Source organism: Burkholderia sp. lig30 (genome assembly GCF_000687455.2).
Taxonomy (GTDB): domain Bacteria; phylum Pseudomonadota; class Gammaproteobacteria; order Burkholderiales; family Burkholderiaceae; genus Burkholderia.
Map to the genome: position 1 here is coordinate 1 of NZ_JGVW01000117.1, position 20,979 is coordinate 20,979.

The window sequence follows — 20,979 nt, forward strand, 5'->3', positions numbered from 1 at the left end:
GCGGCCGATCGGCCCTGCGGTTTTCAGCCAGCCGTTGAAGGCTTCGATCGTGCCGGGAGATAACGCGAAATCCGCTCGCATTTGCGCGCTGTCCAGAATCTCGTCGCCCTTCATCATCGGCACGCCGTATTTGAGCGCGTGAACGTACATGTCGTGCAACGCAATCTGGCTGAGCTTGCCGCCATCGCCCTGGCCGGGATCACGCCCCTTGCCCTGTTCGTTCGGCGCATAACCGCCGCCGACATCCGAATGCACGCCGGGATACGCGATTTCATGGCGGATGCCGAGCGGATAAGCGCCCCCCGCTTCACGGATCGAATCGACCGGAAAACTCATGCGCTGCTCGTGGATCGAGAACGCGTGAACGCAGTAGCGAACCGACTCGGGAATGCGCATCGCGCCGCCGCTGGCAAAGGCGAAGTGCCCGTCGAACGAGCCGATGTCGACGGTCGCGCGGGTGAAATCGGGCGGCCCGACGGAAGCGACCGTATCGAACAGCCCCATGAAGTTCACCTGGTATGGCAGTGCATACTGACCACCGAACTTGACGAGATTGCCGCCTAGCGCCCAGTGGTTCACCAGCTTGTGGACGAATGCGCGGGCGCCCGCGGCACCGCGTGAGAAACCGATCACGTTGATCCAGATCTTCCGGATCGTGCCGGGCGGATGACGGGCATCGACCGCAAGCTTGTGGGTCACGCCCAATGTCTGGAGCGGTTCATCGAACCCGCTCATGTCGCCGTTTGCGGCGGCGTCGCATAGCGTTTTCGCCTTGTCGCGCGAGATCAAAGGCAAGGTTTTGTCCGGCGCAATCGCGTAGTAGACGGCATTCAGCACGCGGACATAGCCCAGCAGACAGCGCGCATTGAAGCCCTTGGCCATCGCCTTGCCCATCTGCAGGTAGGTCTCTTCGCCGATCTCGGGCAGCGGCGTACCGACACCCGGGATGTAGAAGGCGAACACCCCTTGATCGTTCTTATCCAATGCGACGTTAAATAATCGAGCGACATTGGTATGGGTTCGCGTTTTCGAGTCGCGCAGGGGGTTATCCGCCGCATCGTTGTTGTTCGTGCCGTCAAAGAACAGGCTGATCTGCAACGTCTGCCGGCACGACCGGGTTTCGTCATGCATCCGCAACGCGCCCAGCTTGAACGCGTCTTCGCTTTGCGATAGCGGCAGCCGGCCGCCCTCCGGCATCGCTTCTGGCCATCGAATCGTCACTGTCTTCCTCCCTTGTCAGTCGTGAGCCGGTGGATAGCGCCGGTTCCATTCTTCGTCGAGCACACCTTGGGCGATGTACGGATCGTTATCCGCCGGTCGGGCGTTCGGATTGTTGCCGCCGTCGCGATTGCCATCGGTCAGCATGATGCGAACCCGGTCTCCCGGCAGGAAGATGCCCCATGCGTCACCGGTATTCCCGCTGCTGTACGGCGCAATCCGCACGTTTTCCGCCTTGTACCAGTAGCCCCATTTCTTTCCGTCCGGCCGCTTCTTCGTCACCAGCCACCGCACCGTCAGCTTCAGCTCCGGCTGCCATTCGGCGGGCAGGCTCGTGCAACAGACCGCCTTACCGCCGCCGGACGGCTTGCCATTTTTTTCGATCGGCATCACGTTCGGCCCCCCGCCACGGATACCGCTCCCAGGCGGCCCCACCATCGAAAACGTGTGGATGTACCACGGCGTGTAGTTCAAGGCCTTGGCATCCCCCGACAGCAGTGGAACTCGGTGAGGCACCTCGACTGGCACTGCCGTCCCCGTCGGCTGTCCGACCGCGCACGCTGCCAGCGACAGACAGAGCGCCGACAGCACGCCGGTCACCGCCACTCGCGATTGATTCGTCACTGCATGCCTCCCTTTCCGTACAGCCGGTTCCATCCTTCGTCGATCACGCCCTGCGCGATGTACTCCGCCTTGAAATCCGCCCTGAACAGAATCTCGTCGCCCTTCATCATCGGCACGCCGTATTTGAGCGCGTGAACGTACATGTCGTGCAGCGCAATCTGGCTGAGCTTGCCGCCGTCGCCCTGGTCGGGATCGCGTCCCTTGCCCTGTTCATTCGGCGCATAGCCGCCGCCGACATCCGAATGCACGCCGGGATACGCGATTTCATGGCGGATGCCGAGCGGATAAGCGCCCCCCGCTTCACGGATCGAATCGACCGGAAAGCTCATGCGCTGCTCGTGGATCGAGAACGCGTGAACGCAGTAGCGAACCGACTCGGGAATGCGCATCGCGCCGCCGCTGGCAAAGGCGAAGTGCCCGTCGAACGAGCCGATGTCGACGGTCGCGCGGGTAAAATCGGGCGGTCCGACGGAAGCGACCGTATCGAACAGCCCCATGAAGTTCACCTGGTATGGCAGCGCATACTGGCCACCGAACCTGACGAGATTGCCGCCCGGCGCCCAGTGGTTCACCAGCTTGTGCACGAATGCGCGGGCGCCCGCGGCACCGCGCGAGAAGCCGACCACGTTGATCCAGATCTTCCGGATCGTGCCGGGCGGATGACGGGCATCGACCGCAAGCTTGTGGGTCACGCCCAACGTCTGGAGCGGTTCATCGAACCCGCTCATGTCGCCGTTTGCGGCGGCGTCGCATAGCGTTTTCGCCTTGTCGGGCGAGATCAGGGCCAGCGTCTTGTCCGGCGCAATCGCGCGATAGACAGCATTCAGCACGCGGACATAGCCCAGCAGACAGCGCGCATTGAAGCCCTTGGCCATCGCCTTGCCCATCTGCAGGTAGGTCTCTTCGCCGATCTCGGGCAGCGGCGTGCCGACGCCCGGGATGTAGAACTTGGAAATGCCGTTTTCGGGATCATGAATAGCGACATTGAAGAGCCGCGCGACATTGGTATGGGTCCGCTTGTTCGAGTCGCGCAGCAGGTTATCCGCCGCATCGTTGTTGTTCGTGCCGTCAAAGAACAGGCTGATCTGCAACGTCTGCCGGCACGACCGGGTTTCGTCATGCATCCGCAACGCGCCCAGCTTGAACGCGTCTTCGCTTTGCGATAGCGGCAGCCGGCCGCCCTCCGGCATCGCTTCTGGCCATCGAATCGTCACTGTCTTCCTCCCTTGTCAGTCGTGAGCCGGTGGATAGCGCCGGTTCCATTCTTCGTCGAGCACACCTTGGGCGATGTACGGATCGTTATCCGCCGGACGGTTGTTCGGATTGTTGCCGCCGTCGCGATTACCATCCGTCAGCATGATGCGAACCCGGTCTCCCGGCAGGAAGATGCCCCATGCGTCACCGGTATTCCCGCTGCTGTACGGCGCAATCCGCACGTTTTCCGCCTTGTACCAGTAGCCCCATTTCTTTCCGTCCGGCCTCTTTTTTTCCACCAGCCACCGCACCGTCAGCTTCAGCTCCGGCTGCCATTCGGCGGGCAGGCTCGTGCAACAGACCGCCTTACCGCCACCGGACGGCTTGCCACTTTTTTCGATCGGCATCACGTTCGGCCCCCCGCCACGGATACCGCTCCCAGGCGGCCCCACCATCGAAAACGTGTGGATGTACCACGGCGTATAGTTCAAGGCCTTGGTGTCCCCCGACAGCAGTGGGACTCGGTGAGGCACCTCGACTGGCGCTGCCGTCCGATTCGGCTGTCCACCTGCGCACGCAGCCAGCGACAGACAGAGCACCGACAGCACGCCGGTGACCGCCACTCGCGATTGATTCGTCACTGCATGCCTCCCTTTCTGTACAGCCGGTTCCGTTCTTCGTCGATCATGCCTTGGGCGATGTACTCCACCTTGAAATCCGCCCTGGACAGAATCTCGTCGCCCTTCATCATCGGCACGCCGTATTTGAGCGCGTGAAGGTACATGTCGTGCAGCGCAATCTGGCTGAGCTTGCCGCCGTCGCCCTGGTCGGGATCACGCCCCTTGCCCTGTTCGTTCGGCGCATAGCCGCCGCCGACATCCGAATGCGCGTCGGGGTACGCGACTTCATGGCGGATGCAGAGCGGATACACGATCGAACGCGCCTTTTCCCACACGATCGCCGCATCGGTGACGACGCCGGTGATCTCGCGCGTGTCCGCGCCGATATTCGCCATCCCGGCATCGCCGGCCAGACCGGGGATGAAATGCCCTTTGCCCTCGAGCTGGATCGATACGGTCACTTCCGTGCCGATCAGCTTGTCGAGATCGACGTTCGCCGCGACGCACTGCGAGAACCCGAGCGCATCGGGTGCCTTCAGCTCGAGCGTGTACTCGAACAGCTCGCCGATTGTTTCGCCGCCGGCGAGCTTCAGCGGTGTAAGAATCGGGTGGTCGCCGTGCATCGGCAAGGCCGCGCCGGAAACCGACAGCGTCCGCAGTGCGTCAAACAAGGCCATCTTTATCTCTCCATGACTCGCGCGCTCGCATGCACGGCAACGCGGATCGAGACAGACGAAAGTGCGTATTGCGAGGCAGAGGCACCGACCTATGGCTCAGGCAGCCATAGCAGCACATGTGATTGATAAAGCGGTTAGCCCATGTGCGTTCAACGGCGACGAGTGCGCCATCCGCAAGCGGCCGGCACGACAAGATCCGAATTATTAACGCGAATTTCCGCCCAACTCAACAGCAATATCCAGATTTAAATAAAGACAAGAAATCTCAAAATATATCACCCCGCAATAATTAAGATAAACTCCTCATTTCCACCGAAAAATCAGATAAACCCTATATAAAATCAGACAGATCCAATACCCGTCACGCCCATCGCCGGAAGTGGTCAAATCATTCTTTTCGGAAGTCATGAGCCTGACGGATAAGCAGCGCCTGCTGGCGCGGGATCACTTCTCGGCGGCAGGCACGCTGATTCAGGCGTGGGCCTGCCACAAGAGTTTCCGTCCTAAGGACGGCTCGGACGATCCGCCGACCAGCGTCGGACGCAACGCCAACACCGACTGGAAAGGCAAGCGGCGCAGTAATGAGACGCATGAGTCGAGCACGGATCCGGACGCACGGCTGTTCAAGAAGAGCAAGGGCACGCCATCCGTCCTGTGTTACCACGGCCATAACCAGCCCCGCGCAAGTGTGTCGGGGACGATCACTGCCCTGCCGCCCACCTCACATCAACCGGGGCTTCAGGATCGTCATGGCGAACGACCGAGCCACGCAGCACGTCAAGCGGATTGCGGTCAATGCTGCGGTACGGGCGGACTTCCAGTGCCGGCTTGCCGTGATCGGTCACAACCACGCTTTCGCCCGACGCCTCGACCTGCCGGAAATATTCAAGCGCCTTTGCCTTGAATTCCGACTTTGATACCACGGTTCCTTCCATGACCTTCTCCGAAAGTCATATGGCCATAGTCACCGCAATTGGCTCATGGTGACCACGTTCATAAGTCGTATTCGTCGACACTGGAGCATCGATGCAGCACGTGCCGGGCGGCGAGGAACTGAACCCTGCATGAGGAGCCTCTCCGCCACACAAAATCCCCCCGACATCCGTCACTCAACCGCCCCCTCAAACGCCCACGTCCCGTCGACATCAATCTCCGTCCGCACGGAATTCGCCAGAAAGCACGCCTCGTGCGCCGCATGATGCAGCGCCGCCACGTCCTCATCCGACGGCGCGAGCGCGCCGCCGAACGTCACGGCGGGCTTCAGCACGACGCGCGTCATCACCTCCTTGCCGGCGTCGTTCTTCGCCATCGTGCCTTCCGCCGCGTCGCGATAGCGCGTGACGACGAAGCGCTTTTCCGCCGCCAGCGACAGGAACCACAGCATGTGGCAACTCGACAGCGCCGCGACGAATGCCTCCTCGGGATCGACCGCCGTCGGATCGGAAAACGGCACGCGCACGACGTGCGGCGAGCTCGATGCGGGCACCGTCACGCCGCCGTCGAAGCGCCATGTGTGCTTGCGGCTGTAGCGGTTGTCGGTAAAACGCTCTTCCGGCTGAGCCTGCCATTCGATTTCGGCGAAATAAGTCGACATTGATGCTCCTCGGGTGAAAACGTCCTTTCGGGATCGGGCGCGCAACCGGCCCAGTGTAGCAACGTAGCGATGCATACGACCGGGCAAGGGTTATCCCCACGCCACCGATCGGCACACAGTTTGCCAAAGCCCGCCCACTCAAGTAAGTTTCCCTAAGCCTCGACGTACACCCCCTATTTCCCGCCGATCGCAGGAGGTTGCCCCGATGAAGCTCGCCTTGCCCGCCCGCTTGCCGGGCGCCGCGTTCGCCGTTGCCGTTGCCGTCGCCATCGCGGCGTCCGGCGCGCATGCCGCCGATGCCGTCGTGGTGGCGTCGAAGATCGACACCGAAGGCAACCTGCTCGGCAACATCATCGCGCAGGTGCTGAAGGCGCACAGCATTCCCGTCACCGAAAAGATCGCGCTCGGCGCGACGCCGATCGTGCGCCGCGCGCTCACCAGCGGCGAAATCGACATCTACCCGGAATACACCGGCAACGCGGCGTTCTTCTTCAACAAGGCCGACGATCCGGTATGGAAGGATGCCGCGCAGGGCTACGACACCGCGCGCAAGCTCGACTTCGCGGCCAACCGCATCGTCTGGCTGACGCCATCGCCGGCGAACAACACGTGGGGCGTCGCGGTGCGCGCGCCGCTCGCGCAGGCCCAACACCTGAAGACGTTCTCCGATTTCGGCAAGTGGGTCGCCGGCGGCGGCAGCGTCAAGCTCGCGGCGTCCGCCGAATTCGTCAACAGCGCGTCGGCGCTGCCGTCGTTCGAGAAGGCGTACGGATTCAAGCTGAAACCCGCGCAGCTCGTCGTGCTGTCCGGCGGCGACACCGCCGCCACCATCAAGGCCGCGGCGAACCAGACCGACGGCGTGAACGCGGCGATGGTCTACGGCACCGACGGCGGCATCGCGGCCAGCGGCCTCACGGTGCTCGACGACGACCGGCACGTGCAGCCGGTCTACGCGCCGGCGCCGATCATCCGCGAAGTCGTGCTGAACGCGCATCCGCAGATCGCCGGCTACCTGAAACCCGTGTTCGCGAGCCTCGATCTCAAGACGCTGCAAACGCTCAACAGCCGCATCCAGATCAACGGCGAGCCGGCGGCGGGCGTCGCCGCGCAATACCTGAAAGCGAAGGGCTTCGTGAAATGACCGCGCGCGCAGCGGCCCGGGCGCGTCGCATCGCGCTCGACAAGCTCGGCGTGCCGGTCGGCCTGCTCGCGATCGCCGCGGTGTGGCTCGCGCCGTTCGTCGTGCTGCGGCCGAACCGGATCGCGGCCGGCGAAGGGCTGTCGCTGTTCCACGCGCTGCCGGCCATGCAGGCGGGCGCGCTCGCGGCGCTGTGGATCGCGAGCGCGTTATGGACGATGACCGCGAGCCGCGCGCGATGGCGGCTCGCCGCCGGCTGCGCGCTGCTCGCGACACTGGCCTTCGCGACCGGCGCGGCCGCCACGCATCTCGTCGCGCCGGACGACGCGCTCGCGCGCGTGTCGCCCGCCGCCGGCGTCTGGCTGCTGCTGTTCGCGTGGGCCGTGCTCGTCGCGGACGCGCTCGCGCGGGTCGCATTCGGGCCGTGGCGGCAACTCGCCGCGCTCGCGGTCGCGGCGGCGCTGCTCGCGCTGCTGCTGAAGAGCGGCTGGTGGGATGGCCTGTCCGTGATGCGCGAATACGCGGTGCGCAGCGACAGCTTCTGGCAGGAAGGCGGGCGGCATCTCGCGCTCGCCGGCGGATCGGTCGCGGCGGCGCTCGCGGCCGGCGTGCCGCTCGGCATCGCGTGCGCGCGCGTCGCCGCGCTGCGCGGCGTCGTCATGCCGCTGCTCGACATCGTGCAGACCATCCCGAGCATCGCGATGTACGGACTCCTGATGGTTCCGCTCGGCCTGCTTTCCGCGCACGTGCCGCTCGCGGCGGCGCTCGGCATCCGCGGCATCGGCGTCGCGCCCGCGTCGCTCGCGCTGTTCCTGTATGCGCTGCTGCCGATCGCATCGAGCGTCATGGTCGGGCTGCAGCAAGTGCCGCCGCAGGTCGCCGAGGCGGCCGCCGCGATGGGCATGACCCGCCTGCAGTGCCTCGTGCAGGTCGATCTCGCGCTGGCGCTGCCGGTGATCCTGAGCGGCGTGCGCATCGTGCTCGTGCAGAACATCGGTCTCACTGCCGTCGCCGCGCTGATCGGCGGCGGCGGCTTCGGCACCTTCATCTTCCAGGGCATCGGGCAGTCCGCCGCCGATCTCGTGCTGCTCGGCGCGATCCCGACGATTGCGCTCGCGCTCGTCGCGGCCGTCGTCTTCGAGGCCGCGGCCGCGCTCGCGAAAGGACGCGCCGCATGATCGACCTCGAACGGCTCGGCAAGCGCTTCGGCGACGTCGCCGCCGTCGACGACGTGTCGCTGACGATGCGTCGCGGCACGATCACCGCGCTCGTCGGCGCGTCGGGCAGCGGCAAGTCGACGCTGCTGCGGATGATCAACCGCCTGATCGCGCCGACCTCGGGCACGGTCCGCATCGACGGCGTGGACACCGCGACCGTGCCGCCCGAGCAGTTGCGCCGCCGCATCGGCTATGTGATCCAGGGCTACGGCCTGTTCCCGCACTGGAGCGTCGCGCGCAACATCGCGACGGTGCCGCGCCTGCTCGGCTGGCCGCCGGCGCGGATCGACGCGCGCGTGCGCGAACTGCTCGCGCTCTTCAATCTCGCGCCCGACGCGTTCGCGGACAAGCTGCCGCATGAACTGTCGGGCGGCCAGCAGCAGCGCGTCGGCGTCGCGCGCGCGCTCGCGGCCGAACCGGCGATGCTGCTGATGGACGAGCCGTTCGGCGCGCTCGACCCGATCATTCGCGGCAAGGCCCAGGACGAGCTGCTGGCGTTGCAGCGCAGGCTCGGCATCACGGTCGTGCTCGTCACGCACGACATCGAGGAAGCGCTGCGACTCGGCGACAGCATCGCGGTGATGGATCGCGGCCGGCTGCTGCAGGCCGCGACGCCCGCGGAGATTCTCTGCCGGCCGGCGGCCGGCATCGTCGAGCAACTGGTCGCCAGCGTCGACCGGCCGCTGCGGCTGCTCGCGCTGACGCCGGTCGACGCGGTGGCGGAGCCCGGCCATGCCGACGGGACGCCGATCCTGGCGACGCGCACGCTGCGCGACGCCATGTCCGAGCTGCTGTGGCGCGGCACCGACGCGTTGCCGGTCGAAGACGCCGACGGCAGCGTCACGCGCCGCATCTCGCTCGATGCGATCCGCGCGCACGCGAGGAAGCCGTCATGACGGTACGGCCTGCCGCACACGTCGCGCGCGGCGCGGCGCTCGCGCTGCTGCTGGTGCTGCTGTGGCGGCCTGTCTGGCTGCAATGGATGTTCGCGCCGTTCGCGGAGCATGGCGCAAGCGTCATCTACGACCGCGCGAGCCTCTTCGACCTGACGCTCGCGCATCTCGGCATCGTCGCCGTGTCGAGCGCGATCGGCACCGCGCTCGCCATCGCGGCGGGCATCGCCGTCACGCGGCCGGCGGGCGCGGATTTCCTGCCGGTGGCGCGCAGCATCGTGAACATCGGCCAGACCTTTCCGCCCGTGGCCGTGCTCGCGCTCGCCGTGCCGGCGGCCGGCTTCGGCGCGAAGCCGGTGCTGCTCGCGCTCGTGCTGTACGGCCTGCTGCCGGTGTTCGAGAGCACGCTCGCGGGCATCGGCGACGTGCCGCGCGACGTCGTCGACGCCGCGCGCGGGATGGGGATGAGCGGCTGGCAGCAATTGACGTCGGTGGAGCTGCCGCTCGCGTTGCCGGTGATCCTGAACGGCGTCCGGCTCTCCGTCGTCATCAATCTCGGCACCGCGACGATCGGCTCGACGGTCGCGGCCAGCGGGCTCGGCGACGTGATCATCGCCGGCCTGCAGACCGCGAATACCGCCTTCGTGCTGCAGGGCGGCATGATCGTCGGGCTGCTCGCGGTGCTGATCGGCGACGCGATCGGCAGCGCCGCGCGGGCGGCGAGCCGGCGCCGACGCGCCGCATCCGATGCGGCGGCACGGTAAGCGGCATGCGGGCCGCGAACGGGACCGGAGGCATCGGCGCGCATGCGCGCCGCATGACGTTCGGAGAACGAAAACCTACACGAAGCTTTCATGCGATGCACGCATTCCGCGCAGCCAGGCGCGATGGCCGATATACTATGACCCTTCATCCACCCAAGGCGCCCCGACCATGCGAAGGTTACTTTGTCTGATCGTGTTATCGCTTGGCCTTGCACAACAAGCGTTCGCGCAGCAAAACGACGGCAGCATCGACACCAGCAACAGTACCAGCACCAACAACACCAACAACACCAACACGAACAACAGCACCAGCAACAACGCCACCGCCAACCCCGGCACCAGCCACGACACGCGCATCGCCGCGTATCTGACACAGAAATTCGGCGTGGCGAAGGAAAAGGCCGCGCAGCTCGCCGACATCGTCAACGTGACGGCGACCAAGTACGCGCTGCCGCCGGCGATGGTGTACGCGATCATTTCGATCGAGTCGCGCTTCAAGGAAAAGGCGCACGGCGCCGGCGGCGCGACCGGGTTGATGCAGGTCGTGCCCGGCGCGCATCGCGGCCTGCTGCGGAACGTGAAGGACCTGACCGAGCCGACCGCGAACGTCGACGTGGGCTCGAAAATCCTGTCCGGCTACGTGAAGTCGGCCGGCGGCGACATGAGCGCCGCGTTGAAGAGCTACGGCGGCTCGCACGCCTATGCGCACAAGGTCATGGACCGGGTCGAGGCGTTCAAGCACCTGCTGGAACCGCGCAGCGCGATGGCCGCCCCCGCTCCCGCCCCCGGCGAATTGACGCCCGTCGGCGCGCAGGCGATGCCGGCGCCGACGCCCGCGCAGGCATCGTCCGCGCTCAGCACTCAGTAACGGCGGGCGGCGCCGCGAGCGTACCGTTCATCGCGTCAGACAGCATGCCCGCTACCCGTTGCGGCGCGCCGGCCTGCATGGCGCGCGAACGACGGTATGCGGCGCGAGCGCATGACGCGACGCACACGCATTGCGCTCGCACGGCTCAACGGCGCTACATCGCGCCGCTCCACGCCAGATAATCGCCGCGCGTCCACTCGAGCGCCACGCCGACACGCTTCGTCCCGGGGCGGATCTTCGGCTTGTGCGCCGCGAGCGTCAGCGTCTCCAGCGCGGGCCATTCACGAAACGACAGCACCGCGATGTCGGCCACGAGCGTCTCCAGCAGGCGCGTATGCGGCTTGCGCGCGAGGAACGCGGCGACGCGCGCGCAATAGCCGTCGTAGTCGATCCACGCGTTCGCCTCGTTCGGCGCGCAGCGATAACCGAGCCGCACATCGATCACGATCGGCTGCGGCGCCTCGTGCTCGTGCGGATGAATGCCGATCCGCGCGGGCACGCTCAGCGCATCGACGAACACGCTCCAGCCGCGCCCTCGCAGGCGCGGCGCGTCGGGCACGCCAACCGGTTCGCCAATCGCTCCGCCGAACGACTCGCCGAAAAATTCGCCGAGCGGCGTATCGAACGCGTTGCCGAGCGGCTTGCCGAACAGCTCCTCGACGGGCTTCATGACGTCAGCGGCACGGCCGCATCGAGCATGATGCGGCAGAAGTAATCGGCAAAGCTGCGCCGCACCACGAGCTCGAACGTGTCGTCGCCGGTCGCCACCAGCACGATCGACGCCTTGAAGTAATGGCTCTGCGCGCACTGCCCCGGCTTGAACGCGCCCGGATGCAGGTCCAGCGGACAGCCGCGCGACAGCACCTCGCGCACGCGCTCGCCGCTGATCTCGACGACGGTATAGCCGCTGCCGACGTCCACCGCCGCCGCAAATGCGCCCTGCATCGCGTCGGCGAGCGCCGCCTCGAGCGCGCCCGCCTGCACCGGGCCGTTCGAGCGGACGAGCCACTCGTCGGGGCCGAGCCACAGCACGTCGTGCGCCGTGCCGCGCGCGACCGTGTTGGGCACGGCCGGCGGACGGCAGCCGACCACCCGCTCGAACGCGTCGACGAACGCGGGCTCGCTCAACGCGCCCCGCACGTTGACGAGATCGAGAAAGGCCCGCTCGCGCATCACGAACTTCTTCGATGCGCGCGCCGGTTGCGCGTTGATCAGATCCGCCGCGCCGACGAACGGCGACTCGAGCCGCACGCCGCCCGCGCGCGCATCGGCCGCGGGGGTCTGGTTTCTCGTTTCATTCCACATGCTGACGCACCCCTTCGGTATCGTAGAAAACCGGGCTCGAGATCGTCGCGGTCACGCGCTTGCCATTGGCGAGCGGAATCGCGACGGTGTCGCCCATCTTGCCCAGGCCGCCCTTCACGACGGCCAGCGCGATCGAGCGCTTGAGGATCGGGCTGTAATAGCTCGACGTGACGTGGCCGATCATCGGCGTCGTCCCGGTCGCCGACACATGCGCGTCCGGCGGCACAATCTGCGCGCCCTCGGGCAGCACGACCTGGCTGTCGTCGGTCAGCAGTCCGACAAATTGCTTGCGCCCGTCCTTCGCCGTATCGGAACGCGTGAGCGAGCGCCTGCCGAGGAAGTCCTTCGACTTCGCGACGAGCCCGCCCATGCCGAGGTCATGCGGCGTGACCGAGCCATCGGTGTCCTGCCCGACGATGATGTAGCCCTTCTCCGCGCGCAGCACGTGCATCGTCTCGGTGCCGTACGGCGTGATGTCGAACTCCGCGCCCGCGGCCATCAGCGCTTCCCACACCGCGCGGCCCGCGTTCGCCGGCACGTTCACTTCATAGGCCAGCTCGCCCGAGAAGCTGATCCGCATCACGCGCGCCTTCACGCCCGCGACGGTGCCGTTGCGATAACTCATGAACGGGAACGCGTCGTTGCCGAAGTCGATGTCCCGGCACACCTTCTGCACGACCTTGCGGCTCTTCGGGCCGACGACCGCGAACGTCGCCCAGTGATCGGTCACCGACGCGAGCCGCACCTTCAGGTCCGGCCACTCGGTCTGCAGCCAGCGCTCGAGCCAGGTCAGCACGCGCGCCGCGCCGCCCGTGGTGGTGGTCATCATGAAGTGCTGGTCGGCGAGGCGCACCGTCACGCCGTCGTCGAACACCATGCCGTTCTCGTCGAGCATCAGCCCGTAGCGGCACTTGCCGACTTCGAGCTTGTTCCACGGGTTCGTATAGACCCAGTTGAGCAGCTTGACCGCGTCCGGCCCCTGGATGTCGATCTTGCCGAGCGTCGACGCATCGAGGATGCCGACGCCGTTGCGCACCGCGAGGCACTCGCGCCGCACCGCCGCGTGCAGGTCCTCGCCCTGGTTCGGGAAATACCACGGGCGCTTCCAGTTGCCGACGTCCTCGAACATCGCGCCGTGCTCGACGTGCCATTCGTGGACGCAGGTCTTGCGGACCGGATCGAGGAAATCGCCCAGTTCGCGGCCCGCGAACGCGCCGAACGTGACCGGCGTGTAGTTGGGCCGGAACGTGGTCGTGCCGGTCTCGGGAATCGTCTTGCCGAGCGCCTGCGCGAGAATCGCCATGCCGTTGATGTTGCCGAGCTTGCCCTGATCGGTACCGAAGCCCATCGCCGTGTAGCGCTTCACGTGCTCGACCGACTCGAAGCCTTCGCGCGCGGCGAGCAGGATGTCGGCCGCCGACACGTCGTTCTGGAAGTCGACGAACTGCTTGGGCCCGCGCGCGGCCGCGTCGCGGCTGCCGACGAGCCACACCGGCAGCAGCGCGCCCTCCACCGTTTCCGCGACCTGCGGCGCCGCCGGGCGTTGCGCGGCCGCGAAACCGGCCGCCTTCGCCGCCTCGGCGCCCGCATCGACCGCGAGCCGCAGCGCGCGCGCCAGGCCGAATTCGCCCGCCGCCGCGCCGACGCTCGCTTCGGGCTGCATGCCCTTGCCGGGCACGAAGCAGACTTTCTCGTCGTTCCAGTGCGCCTTGCCGCCCGACTGCGCGAACAGGTGCAGCACCGGGCTGAAGCCGCCCGACATCGCGACGAGGTCGCACGGCAGCGTCTTGAGCGTGCCGCCCGCCTGGCCGTTCGCGTACGACGCGACGTCCACCGACGCGACGCGCCACTTGCCCGCCGCGGCCGTCACGACCGCGCCGCTCATCACCGTCACGCCCTGCCGCTTCGCCGCCGCGGGCAGCGCGCCGCTCGCGGATTCGCGCGCGTCGACCACCGTCACCTTCGCGCCGCAGGCCTTCAGGTCGAGCGCGGCCTGGTAGCCGCGGTCGTTGTTGGTGAACACGACCGCGTCGCGGCCCGGCAGCACGCCGTAGCGGTGGATGTAGGTCGACACCGCCGACGCGAGCATCACGCCCGGCAGGTCGTTGTTGCCGAACACGATCGGACGCTCGTGCGCGCCGGTCGCGAGGATCACGCGCTTCGCGCGCACCTTCCACAGCAGCTCGCGCGTGCCCTTGCGCATCGACACCGGCTGATGATCGGTCAGGCGCTGCACGACCGTCACGAGATTGTGGTCCTGATAGCCGAACGCCGTGCTGCGCGACAGGATCGTCACGTCGGGCCGCTTGCGCAGGTCCGTCTCGATCTGCTCGACCCACTGCATCGCGGGCTTGCCGTCGATGTCCGTGCGCCCTGACAACAGGCTGCCGCCCAGCTCGCGCTGGTCGTCGACGAGCATCACGCGCGCGCCCGTCGCTGCCGCCGCGTGCGCGGCCGCGAGGCCCGTCGGGCCACCGCCGACGACGAGCACGTCGCAGTGCGCGTAACACTTGTCGTAGCGGTCGGCGTCGAGCGTGTCGGGCGCCTTGCCGAGGCCGGCCGCCTCGCGGATCTTCTCCTCGTAGGTCGGCCACATCTTGCGCGGCCACATGAAGGTCTTGTAGTAGAAGCCGGCAGGCAGGAAGCGCGACAGCTTCTGGTTGACCGCGTAGCGGTCATGCTCGAGCGACGGCTCCGCGTTCACGCTGGTCGCGACGAGGCCCTGGTACAGCTCGACCTCGGTCGCGCGCGCGTTCGGCACGCTGTACGCGCCGGATTCGAGCTGCACGACGGCATTCGGCTCCTCGACGCCCGCCGTCACGATCCCGCGCGGGCGGTGATACTTGAAGCTGCGCGCGACGAAGTGCACGCCGTTCGCGAGCAGCGCGGACGCGAGCGTGTCGCCCTGGAAACCCTGGTACGTGCGTCCGTTGAACGTGAAGGTCAGCGGAATCGCGCGATTGATGCGGCCCCCGGTGCCGAGACGGTCTTTCTGGCTCATTTGCTCGTACCCTCTTCGTGTGCGTTGGCGTCGGGCTGGCCGATCTTCTCGTAGCCCTGGAATGCGTAGGTGACGGTGTCGCGCGTCGCGACGAACCAGCGCCGGCAGCCCTGCGTGTGCAGCCACTGCTCGCGGTGCACGCCGCGCGGGTTCTTGCGCATGAACAGGTAGTCGCCCCATTCGCGGTCGGACAGCGCGTCGGTGTCGAGCGGGCGGGCGATGTCGGCCTCGCCGCCGCAGTTGAATTCCGATTCGGCGCGCGGGCCGCACCATGGACATTCGATCAGCAACATGTTTCCTTCTCCTCTGTCGACCAGAGTTAGCGCTTTAGCGCTTACGCTGGTCCCATGCAAAGCTGTCGACCAGAGTTGGCGCTTTAGCGCTTACGCTGGTCCCATGCAAAGCTGTCGACCCGAGTTGGCGCTTTAGCGCCTACTCTGGTCCCATACACGTCAGTGCGGGCGTTCAGTGCGCGACGGCGGCGGCGCCGTGCTCGTCGATCATGTGGCCGGTGTAGAAGCGCTCCAGCGAGAACGGCGCATTCAGCGGATGCGGCTCGTCGCGGGCGATCGTGTGCGCGTACACCCAGCCCGAGCCGGGCGTCGCCTTGAAGCCGCCCGTGCCCCATCCGCAGTTGAAATACAGCCCCTTCACGTCGGTCTTCGTGATGATCGGGCACGCATCCGGCGTCACGTCGACGATGCCGCCCCACTGGCGGTTCATCCGCACGCGCGAGAACACCGGGAACATCTCGATGATCGCCTGCAGCGTGCCCTCGATGACCTGGAAGCTGCCGCGCTGGCCGAAGCCCGCGTACTGGTCGATGCCCGCGCCGATCACCAGGTCGCCCTTGTCGGACTGGCTGATGTAAGCGTGCACCGCGTTCGACATGATCACCGAGTTGACGACCGGCTTGATCGGCTCCGACACCAGCGCCTGCAGCGGGTGGCTTTCGAGCGGCAGCCGCACGCCGGCCATGTCGGCCAGCGTCGTCGTGTTGCCCGCGGCGACCACCGCGACCTTCTTCGCCTTGATGAAGCCCTTCACCGTGTCGACGCCCGTGACCGCGCCGCCTTCGCGGCGGATCCCGGTCACCTGGCAGTTCTGGATGATGTCGACGCCCGCGCGATCCGCGCCGCGCGCGAAGCCCCATGCGACCGCGTCGTGCCGCGCGCAGCCCGCGCGCCGCTGGATCGACGCGCCGAGCACCGGATAGCGGCTGTCCAGGTTGATCGTCGGCTCGATCTGCTTGATCTGTTCCCGCGTCAGGTATTCCGCGTCGATGCCGTTCAGGACGTTCGCCTGCACGCGCCGCTCGGTGTCGCGCACTTCCTGCAGCGTGTGCGCGAGAATCATCACGCCGCGCTGGCTGAACATCACGTTGTAGTTCAGGTCCTGCGACAGCCCTTCCCACAGCTTCATCGCCTTCTCGTACAGCGCGGCGGATTCGTCCCACAGGTAGTTCGAGCGGACGATCGTGGTGTTGCGCGCGGTGTTGCCGCCGCCGATCCAGCCCTTCTCGAGCACCGCGACGTTCGTGATGCCGTGCTCCTTCGCGAGGTAATACGCGGTCGCGAGGCCATGCCCGCCGCCGCCGACGATCACGACGTCGTACTCACGCTTCGGCTCCGGGCTCTTCCACTGCTTCTCCCAGTTCTCGTGATACGAGAGGCCGTTGCGAAACAGGCTGAATATCGAATAGCGGCTCATGTGATGGACCCTTCGTTAGCATTCAATGACGTTCACGGCCAGACCGCCCCGCGACGTTTCCTTGTATTTCGTCTTCATGTCGGCGCCCGTCTCGCGCATCGTCTTGATCACCGAGTCGAGCGACACGTAGTGCTGGCCGTTGCCCTTCAGTGCCATCCGCGATGCGTTCAGCGCCTTGATCGCGCCCATCGCGTTGCGCTCGATGCACGGAATCTGCACGAGGCCGCCGACCGGGTCGCAGGTCATCCCGAGGTTGTGCTCCATGCCGATCTCGGCGGCGTTCTCGACCTGGCCGGGCGTGCCGCCCATCACCGCCGCGAGCGCGGCGGCGGCCATCGAGCACGCGACGCCGACCTCGCCCTGGCAGCCGACTTCCGCGCCGGAGATCGACGCGGTTTCCTTGTAGATGATCCCGATCGCCGCGGCGGTCAGCAGGAATTCGACGATGCCGTCGTCGTTCGAGCCCGGCACGAATTTCACGTAGTAGTGCAGCACCGCCGGAATCACGCCGGCCGCGCCGTTGGTGGGCGCGGTGACGACACGGCCGCCCGCCGCGTTCTCCTCGTTGACGGCCATCGCGTACAGATTGACCCAGTCGAGCATCGACAGCGGATCGCGCAACGATTCCTCCGAGCGCGCGCGCAGCTGGCCGTTCAGCTCGGCCGCGCGGCGCTTCACGCGCATCGGCCCGGGCAGCTCGCCCTCGGCGCGGCAGCCGCGTTCGACACACGCGGCCATCGTGCGCCAGATCGCCAGCAGGCTCGCGCGCACGTCGGCGGCCGGGCGCAGCGCGCACTCGTTGCGCCACATCAGCGCGGCGATCGACAGGCCGCTGTCGCGGCACGCGCGCATCAGGTCGTCGCCGGTACGGAACGGATACGGCACCTCGACCGCCGCGCGCACGCCGTTGACGCGGTCGCCGTCGCGGTTGACGACGAAGCCGCCACCGACCGAGTAATACTCCTTCTCGACCAGCAGCTGGCCGTGCTCGTCGAACGCCTGGAAGCGCATGCCGTTCGGATGGACGACGCTCGTGCCCCCCATCAGCTTGCGATAGAAGCCGATGTGCGCCTTCTCGTCGAAGCGGACCGGCTGCCGGCCGAGCAGCGACAGCGACTTGCCCGCGCGGATCGCGGCGAGGCGCGGCTCGATCAGGTCCGGATCGATCGTGTCGGGCAGATGGCCCTCGAGGCCAAGCAGCACCGCCTTATCGGTGCCGTGGCCCTTGCCGGTCGCGCCGAGCGAGCCGTACAGCTCGACCCGCACGCGCCGCACGAAGCCGAGCAGGTTCGCGTCCTCGACGTGCGACGCGAAGCGGCACGCGGCGATCATCGGGCCGACCGTATGCGAGCTGGACGGGCCGATGCCGATCTTGAACAGGTCGAAGACGCTGACGTTCATCTGGGGTACCTTTGCGTTCGTACGCGAGGAATCACGTTGGACGTCAGTACATCAAAGCGTAAAATCCGCCGATAGAACAAAAACGGCATCGATGTGGGACACTGCCGCCACGCGCTTCGCCCGGTGCGCCGAAAGTGCGCGTCGACGATGATTCGCGACGGAAAAACGCAAGTCCGCGCGCGGCCGTTCGGCGACGCTGGCGACCTGGGCGCCGCTCGCCGGGCCGAACCCGACACCCGAGATCCGCCCGCTTCGGCGAGCCCGACATGACATTTGCCGCCATGACACCCGACGTTCCCGCTTCTTCCGCCGCCGAGCCGGCGCCGCGGCGCATCCGCTTCGGCATCGTGCTGCTGCCGAACTTCACGCTGACCGCGTTCTCCGGGTTCGTCGACATGCTGCGGCTGTCCGCCGACGACGGCGACTACAGCAAGCCGGTGCGCTGCGCGTGGAGCGTGATCGGCGACACGCTCGCGCCGGTGCGCGCGAGCTGCGGCATCCAGATCACGCCGTGGGAGACCTTCGACACCGCCGAGCCGTTCGACTACGTCGTCGTGGTCGGCGGGCTGCTGCACTCCGGGCCGCAGGCGGGGCCGGAGACGCTCGACTTCGTCCGCCGCGCGGCCGCCGGCGGCGCGACGATCGTCGGCATCTGCACCGGCGTGTTCGCGCTGATGCGCGCGGGCGTGCTCGACGCGCACCGGATCTGCGTGAGCTGGTTCCACTATTGGGATTTCATCGAGCGCTTCCCGTCGGTCGATCCGGACCTGCTGATCGCCGACCGCCTGTTCGTGATCGACCGGCGCCGCATCACCTGCTCGGGCGGGCGCGCGTCGATCGACGTCGCCGCCGCGATCCTGTTGCGCCACTTCGACCACTCGACCGTGCAGAAGGCGCTGCGCATCCTGCTGGTCGGCGAAATGCAGAAGGGCAACGCGCCGCAGCCGCATCCGCCGGGGCTGGAGCCGGCGACGCACCCGAAGGTCAAGCGCGCGATCCTGCTGATGGAGCAGAACGTCGGCCGCGCGCTGCCGCTCGACGAGCTGGCGTGCAAGCTCGACCTGTCCACGCGGCAGCTCGAACGGCTGTTCAAGGCGGAAACCGGCAAGAGCCCGCAGGCGTTCGCAAAGCAGGTGCGACTGCGCACCGCCGCGTGGCTGCTGACGAGTTCGGACCGCACCGTCGCCGACATCGCGTCGAGCTGCGGGTTCGCGGACGCGTCGCACCTCGGACGGGAATTCCGCAAGCAGTTCGGCGTGCCGCCGGCGGCCTACCGCGAGCGGGGCGGCGCGACAGGCGGCGACGAAGCCGGTGCGATCGGCTCAATCGACGAAGATAGCGAAAATTCGGCTGTGATCGACTGACGTTCAGCCCGAGCCGGCCGGCGCGCGTTCTGGTTCCGGCCCCGTCGCCTACCCGCCGTTCGCCGGTTGCCGGGTGCCGGGTGCCGCGCGATTCACGCGGAAACGGCATACTGCCGCGATACCCAGCGTTCCCCCCCTTTTCGATTCAGGACGTGCCGCCATGCCGCGCTTCGCCGCCAACCTCACGATGATGTACAACGAGCATGCGTTCCTCGAGCGCTTCGCCGCCGCCGCGCGCGACGGCTTCCGCGCGGTCGAATACCTGTTCCCGTACGATTTCTCCGCCGATGCGATCCGCACGCAACTCGACGCGCACGGCCTCGTGCAGGCGCTGTTCAACGCGCCGCCCGGCGACTGGGCGGCGGGCGAGCGCGGTATCGCGTCGCTGCCCGGCCGCGAAGACGAATTCAGGCGCGGCCTCGACACGGCGCTCGACTACACGCGCGCGCTCGGCAACACGAAACTGCACGTGATGGCGGGCGTGATCGCGCCCGGCCAGGATCGCGCCCGGCATCGCGCCACCTATCTGGCGAATCTCGCGCAGGCCGCGCAGGCCGCCGCCGCGCACGGCGTCACGATCCTGATCGAGCCGATCAACCCGCGCGACATGCCCGGCTACTTCCTGAACCGCCAGGACGACGCGCAGGCGATCTGCGCCGAGGTCGGCGCGCCGAACCTGAAGGTGCAGTTCGACTGCTATCACTGCCAGATCGTCGAAGGCGACCTCACGAAGAAACTCGAGCGCGACATCGCGGGCATCGGCCACATCCAGATCGCAGGCGTGCCGGAGCGCCACGAGCCGGACATCGGCGAACTCAACTATCCGTACCTGTTCGAGCGGATCGACGCGCTCGGCTACGACGGCTGGATCGGCTGCGAATACCGGCCGAAGGCCGGCACGTCGGCGGGGCTCGGCTGGCTTCAGCCTTACCTGTGACGCCCCGGACGCCCGCGACCGCGATCACGGCCCGCTCGAGCCGCCGCCGCGCGCGGCCGGCGTGCCGGCAGGCAGCGCGACGCGAACCAGCAATCCGCCGCCCGGATGATTGGTCACGTCGCAGCGGCCGCCGCGATCGCGCGTCAGGCGCGACACGATCGCCAGCCCGAGCCCGCAGTGGCCCTCCCCGCCGCGCGCCGCATCGAGCCGGACGAACGGCTTCATCGCGGCGGCGATCTTGTCCTCGGGAATGCCGGGGCCATGATCGCGCACGCTCAGGACCCAGTCGCCCCCTTCCCGTGCCGTGTCGATCCGCACCGGCGCCGCGCCGTGCTCGAGCGCGTTGTCGACGAGATTGGTGACGAGCCGGTCGAGCAGCACGCCCGGCAGCGTGAACGCCGGGCCGGCCCGCAGGCCGAGCTCGAACAACGCGCCTTCCGCTCCTTCCGCTCCT

Annotated in this window: 20 protein-coding genes and 2 pseudogenes; 8 read left to right on the forward strand and 14 right to left on the reverse strand. The window is 67.3% G+C overall.

The window, feature by feature from the left end:
- From LIG30_RS22100 to LIG30_RS25660, 5 genes and pseudogenes are all read right to left on the reverse strand, one after another.
- On the reverse strand, positions 1–1,221 hold a 1,221-nt coding region (locus LIG30_RS22100), incomplete at its 3' end, for a T6SS phospholipase effector Tle1-like catalytic domain-containing protein (protein WP_160326719.1).
- A gap of 15 nt (positions 1,222–1,236) precedes the next feature.
- Positions 1,237–1,842 carry a DUF3304 domain-containing protein gene (locus LIG30_RS25650; protein ID WP_235510362.1) on the reverse strand — a complete coding sequence of 202 codons (606 nt, stop codon included), beginning with the start codon at positions 1,840–1,842 and terminating at the stop codon, positions 1,237–1,239.
- The gene (locus LIG30_RS22110) at positions 1,839–3,056 is read right to left on the reverse strand and encodes a T6SS phospholipase effector Tle1-like catalytic domain-containing protein (protein ID WP_083494137.1); all 1,218 of its coding nucleotides are present in this window, start codon (positions 3,054–3,056) and stop codon (positions 1,839–1,841) included. The genes LIG30_RS25650 and LIG30_RS22110 overlap by 4 nt, the downstream gene beginning before the upstream one ends.
- A gap of 15 nt (positions 3,057–3,071) precedes the next feature.
- Positions 3,072–3,677 (reverse strand): DUF3304 domain-containing protein, encoded by a 606-nt coding sequence (locus LIG30_RS25655; RefSeq protein ID WP_083494138.1) that lies wholly within the window; start codon positions 3,675–3,677, stop codon positions 3,072–3,074.
- A 269-nt stretch (positions 3,678–3,946) separates the two neighbouring features.
- Positions 3,947–4,333, reverse strand: a pseudogene (locus LIG30_RS25660) (contractile injection system protein, VgrG/Pvc8 family); the annotation flags it as partial.
- A gap of 376 nt (positions 4,334–4,709) precedes the next feature.
- Between LIG30_RS25660 and LIG30_RS25665 the strand changes: the two are divergent.
- Positions 4,710–5,004: pseudogene (locus LIG30_RS25665) on the forward strand (IS5/IS1182 family transposase); the annotation flags it as partial.
- A gap of 30 nt (positions 5,005–5,034) precedes the next feature.
- Here the strand turns inward: LIG30_RS25665 and LIG30_RS22125 are convergent.
- Together LIG30_RS22125 and LIG30_RS22130 are read right to left on the reverse strand one after the other, a co-directional pair.
- Complete coding sequence (locus tag LIG30_RS22125) at positions 5,035–5,268, reverse strand: type II toxin-antitoxin system Phd/YefM family antitoxin (RefSeq protein ID WP_038715509.1); 234 nt, start codon at positions 5,266–5,268, stop codon at positions 5,035–5,037.
- A 170-nt stretch (positions 5,269–5,438) separates the two neighbouring features.
- Positions 5,439–5,927 carry an OsmC family protein gene (locus tag LIG30_RS22130; RefSeq protein ID WP_038715511.1) on the reverse strand — a complete coding sequence of 163 codons (489 nt, stop codon included), beginning with the start codon at positions 5,925–5,927 and terminating at the stop codon, positions 5,439–5,441.
- Positions 5,928–6,132: 205 nt separating this feature from the next.
- Between LIG30_RS22130 and osmF the strand changes: the two genes are divergently transcribed.
- The 5 genes from osmF to LIG30_RS22155 all read left to right on the forward strand — a co-directional run bounded on the left by osmF (position 6,133) and on the right by LIG30_RS22155 (position 10,807).
- The gene (gene osmF / locus LIG30_RS22135) at positions 6,133–7,068 is read left to right on the forward strand and encodes a glycine betaine ABC transporter substrate-binding protein OsmF (RefSeq protein ID WP_038715513.1); all 936 of its coding nucleotides are present in this window, start codon (positions 6,133–6,135) and stop codon (positions 7,066–7,068) included.
- A complete protein-coding gene (locus LIG30_RS22140) occupies positions 7,065–8,243 on the forward strand; it encodes an ABC transporter permease (RefSeq protein WP_038715515.1) in 1,179 nt (392 codons plus the stop codon). Before osmF ends, LIG30_RS22140 begins: the two co-directional genes overlap by 4 nt.
- A complete protein-coding gene (locus LIG30_RS22145) occupies positions 8,240–9,178 on the forward strand; it encodes an ABC transporter ATP-binding protein (RefSeq protein ID WP_038715518.1) in 939 nt (312 codons plus the stop codon). The genes LIG30_RS22140 and LIG30_RS22145 overlap by 4 nt, the downstream gene beginning before the upstream one ends.
- Positions 9,175–9,939, forward strand: a complete 765-nt coding sequence (locus LIG30_RS22150) for an ABC transporter permease (protein ID WP_038715519.1) — start codon at positions 9,175–9,177, stop codon at positions 9,937–9,939. The genes LIG30_RS22145 and LIG30_RS22150 overlap by 4 nt, the downstream gene beginning before the upstream one ends.
- Positions 9,940–10,108: 169 nt before the next feature.
- Entirely contained in the window at positions 10,109–10,807 is a 699-nt protein-coding gene (locus LIG30_RS22155) for a transglycosylase SLT domain-containing protein (protein WP_038715521.1), read from the forward strand.
- 154 nt (positions 10,808–10,961) lie between these two features.
- Here the strand turns inward: LIG30_RS22155 and LIG30_RS22160 are convergent, their stop codons facing one another.
- From LIG30_RS22160 to LIG30_RS22185, 6 genes are all read right to left on the reverse strand, one after another.
- Positions 10,962–11,477, reverse strand: coding sequence for a dihydroneopterin aldolase (locus tag LIG30_RS22160; RefSeq protein WP_083494139.1), 516 nt, complete (start codon positions 11,475–11,477; stop codon positions 10,962–10,964).
- Positions 11,474–12,112, reverse strand: coding sequence for a sarcosine oxidase subunit gamma (locus LIG30_RS22165; protein WP_038715522.1), 639 nt, complete (start codon positions 12,110–12,112; stop codon positions 11,474–11,476). Before LIG30_RS22165 ends, LIG30_RS22160 begins: the two co-directional genes overlap by 4 nt.
- The gene (locus tag LIG30_RS22170) at positions 12,102–15,113 is read right to left on the reverse strand and encodes a sarcosine oxidase subunit alpha family protein (protein WP_038715523.1); all 3,012 of its coding nucleotides are present in this window, start codon (positions 15,111–15,113) and stop codon (positions 12,102–12,104) included. The genes LIG30_RS22165 and LIG30_RS22170 overlap by 11 nt, the downstream gene beginning before the upstream one ends.
- Entirely contained in the window at positions 15,110–15,406 is a 297-nt protein-coding gene (locus LIG30_RS22175; protein ID WP_038715525.1) for a sarcosine oxidase subunit delta, read from the reverse strand. Before LIG30_RS22175 ends, LIG30_RS22170 begins: the two co-directional genes overlap by 4 nt.
- Before the next feature lie 172 nt (positions 15,407–15,578).
- The gene (locus LIG30_RS22180; protein ID WP_038715527.1) at positions 15,579–16,823 is read right to left on the reverse strand and encodes a sarcosine oxidase subunit beta family protein; all 1,245 of its coding nucleotides are present in this window, start codon (positions 16,821–16,823) and stop codon (positions 15,579–15,581) included.
- A gap of 15 nt (positions 16,824–16,838) precedes the next feature.
- Positions 16,839–18,224, reverse strand: coding sequence for an L-serine ammonia-lyase (locus LIG30_RS22185; RefSeq protein ID WP_038715530.1), 1,386 nt, complete (start codon positions 18,222–18,224; stop codon positions 16,839–16,841).
- Positions 18,225–18,505: 281 nt separating this feature from the next.
- Here LIG30_RS22185 and LIG30_RS22190 point away from each other — a divergent pair, with 281 nt between their 5' ends.
- Entirely contained in the window at positions 18,506–19,588 is a 1,083-nt protein-coding gene (locus LIG30_RS22190; RefSeq protein ID WP_038715533.1) for a GlxA family transcriptional regulator, read from the forward strand.
- 160 nt (positions 19,589–19,748) lie between these two features.
- Positions 19,749–20,525 carry a 2-oxo-tetronate isomerase gene (gene otnI / locus LIG30_RS22195; RefSeq protein WP_038715535.1) on the forward strand — a complete coding sequence of 259 codons (777 nt, stop codon included), beginning with the start codon at positions 19,749–19,751 and terminating at the stop codon, positions 20,523–20,525.
- A 24-nt stretch (positions 20,526–20,549) separates the two neighbouring features.
- Here otnI and LIG30_RS22200 read toward each other — a convergent pair.
- Positions 20,550–20,979 (reverse strand): sensor histidine kinase (locus LIG30_RS22200; RefSeq protein WP_235510363.1); only part of this gene is annotated, 430 nt, incomplete at its 5' end.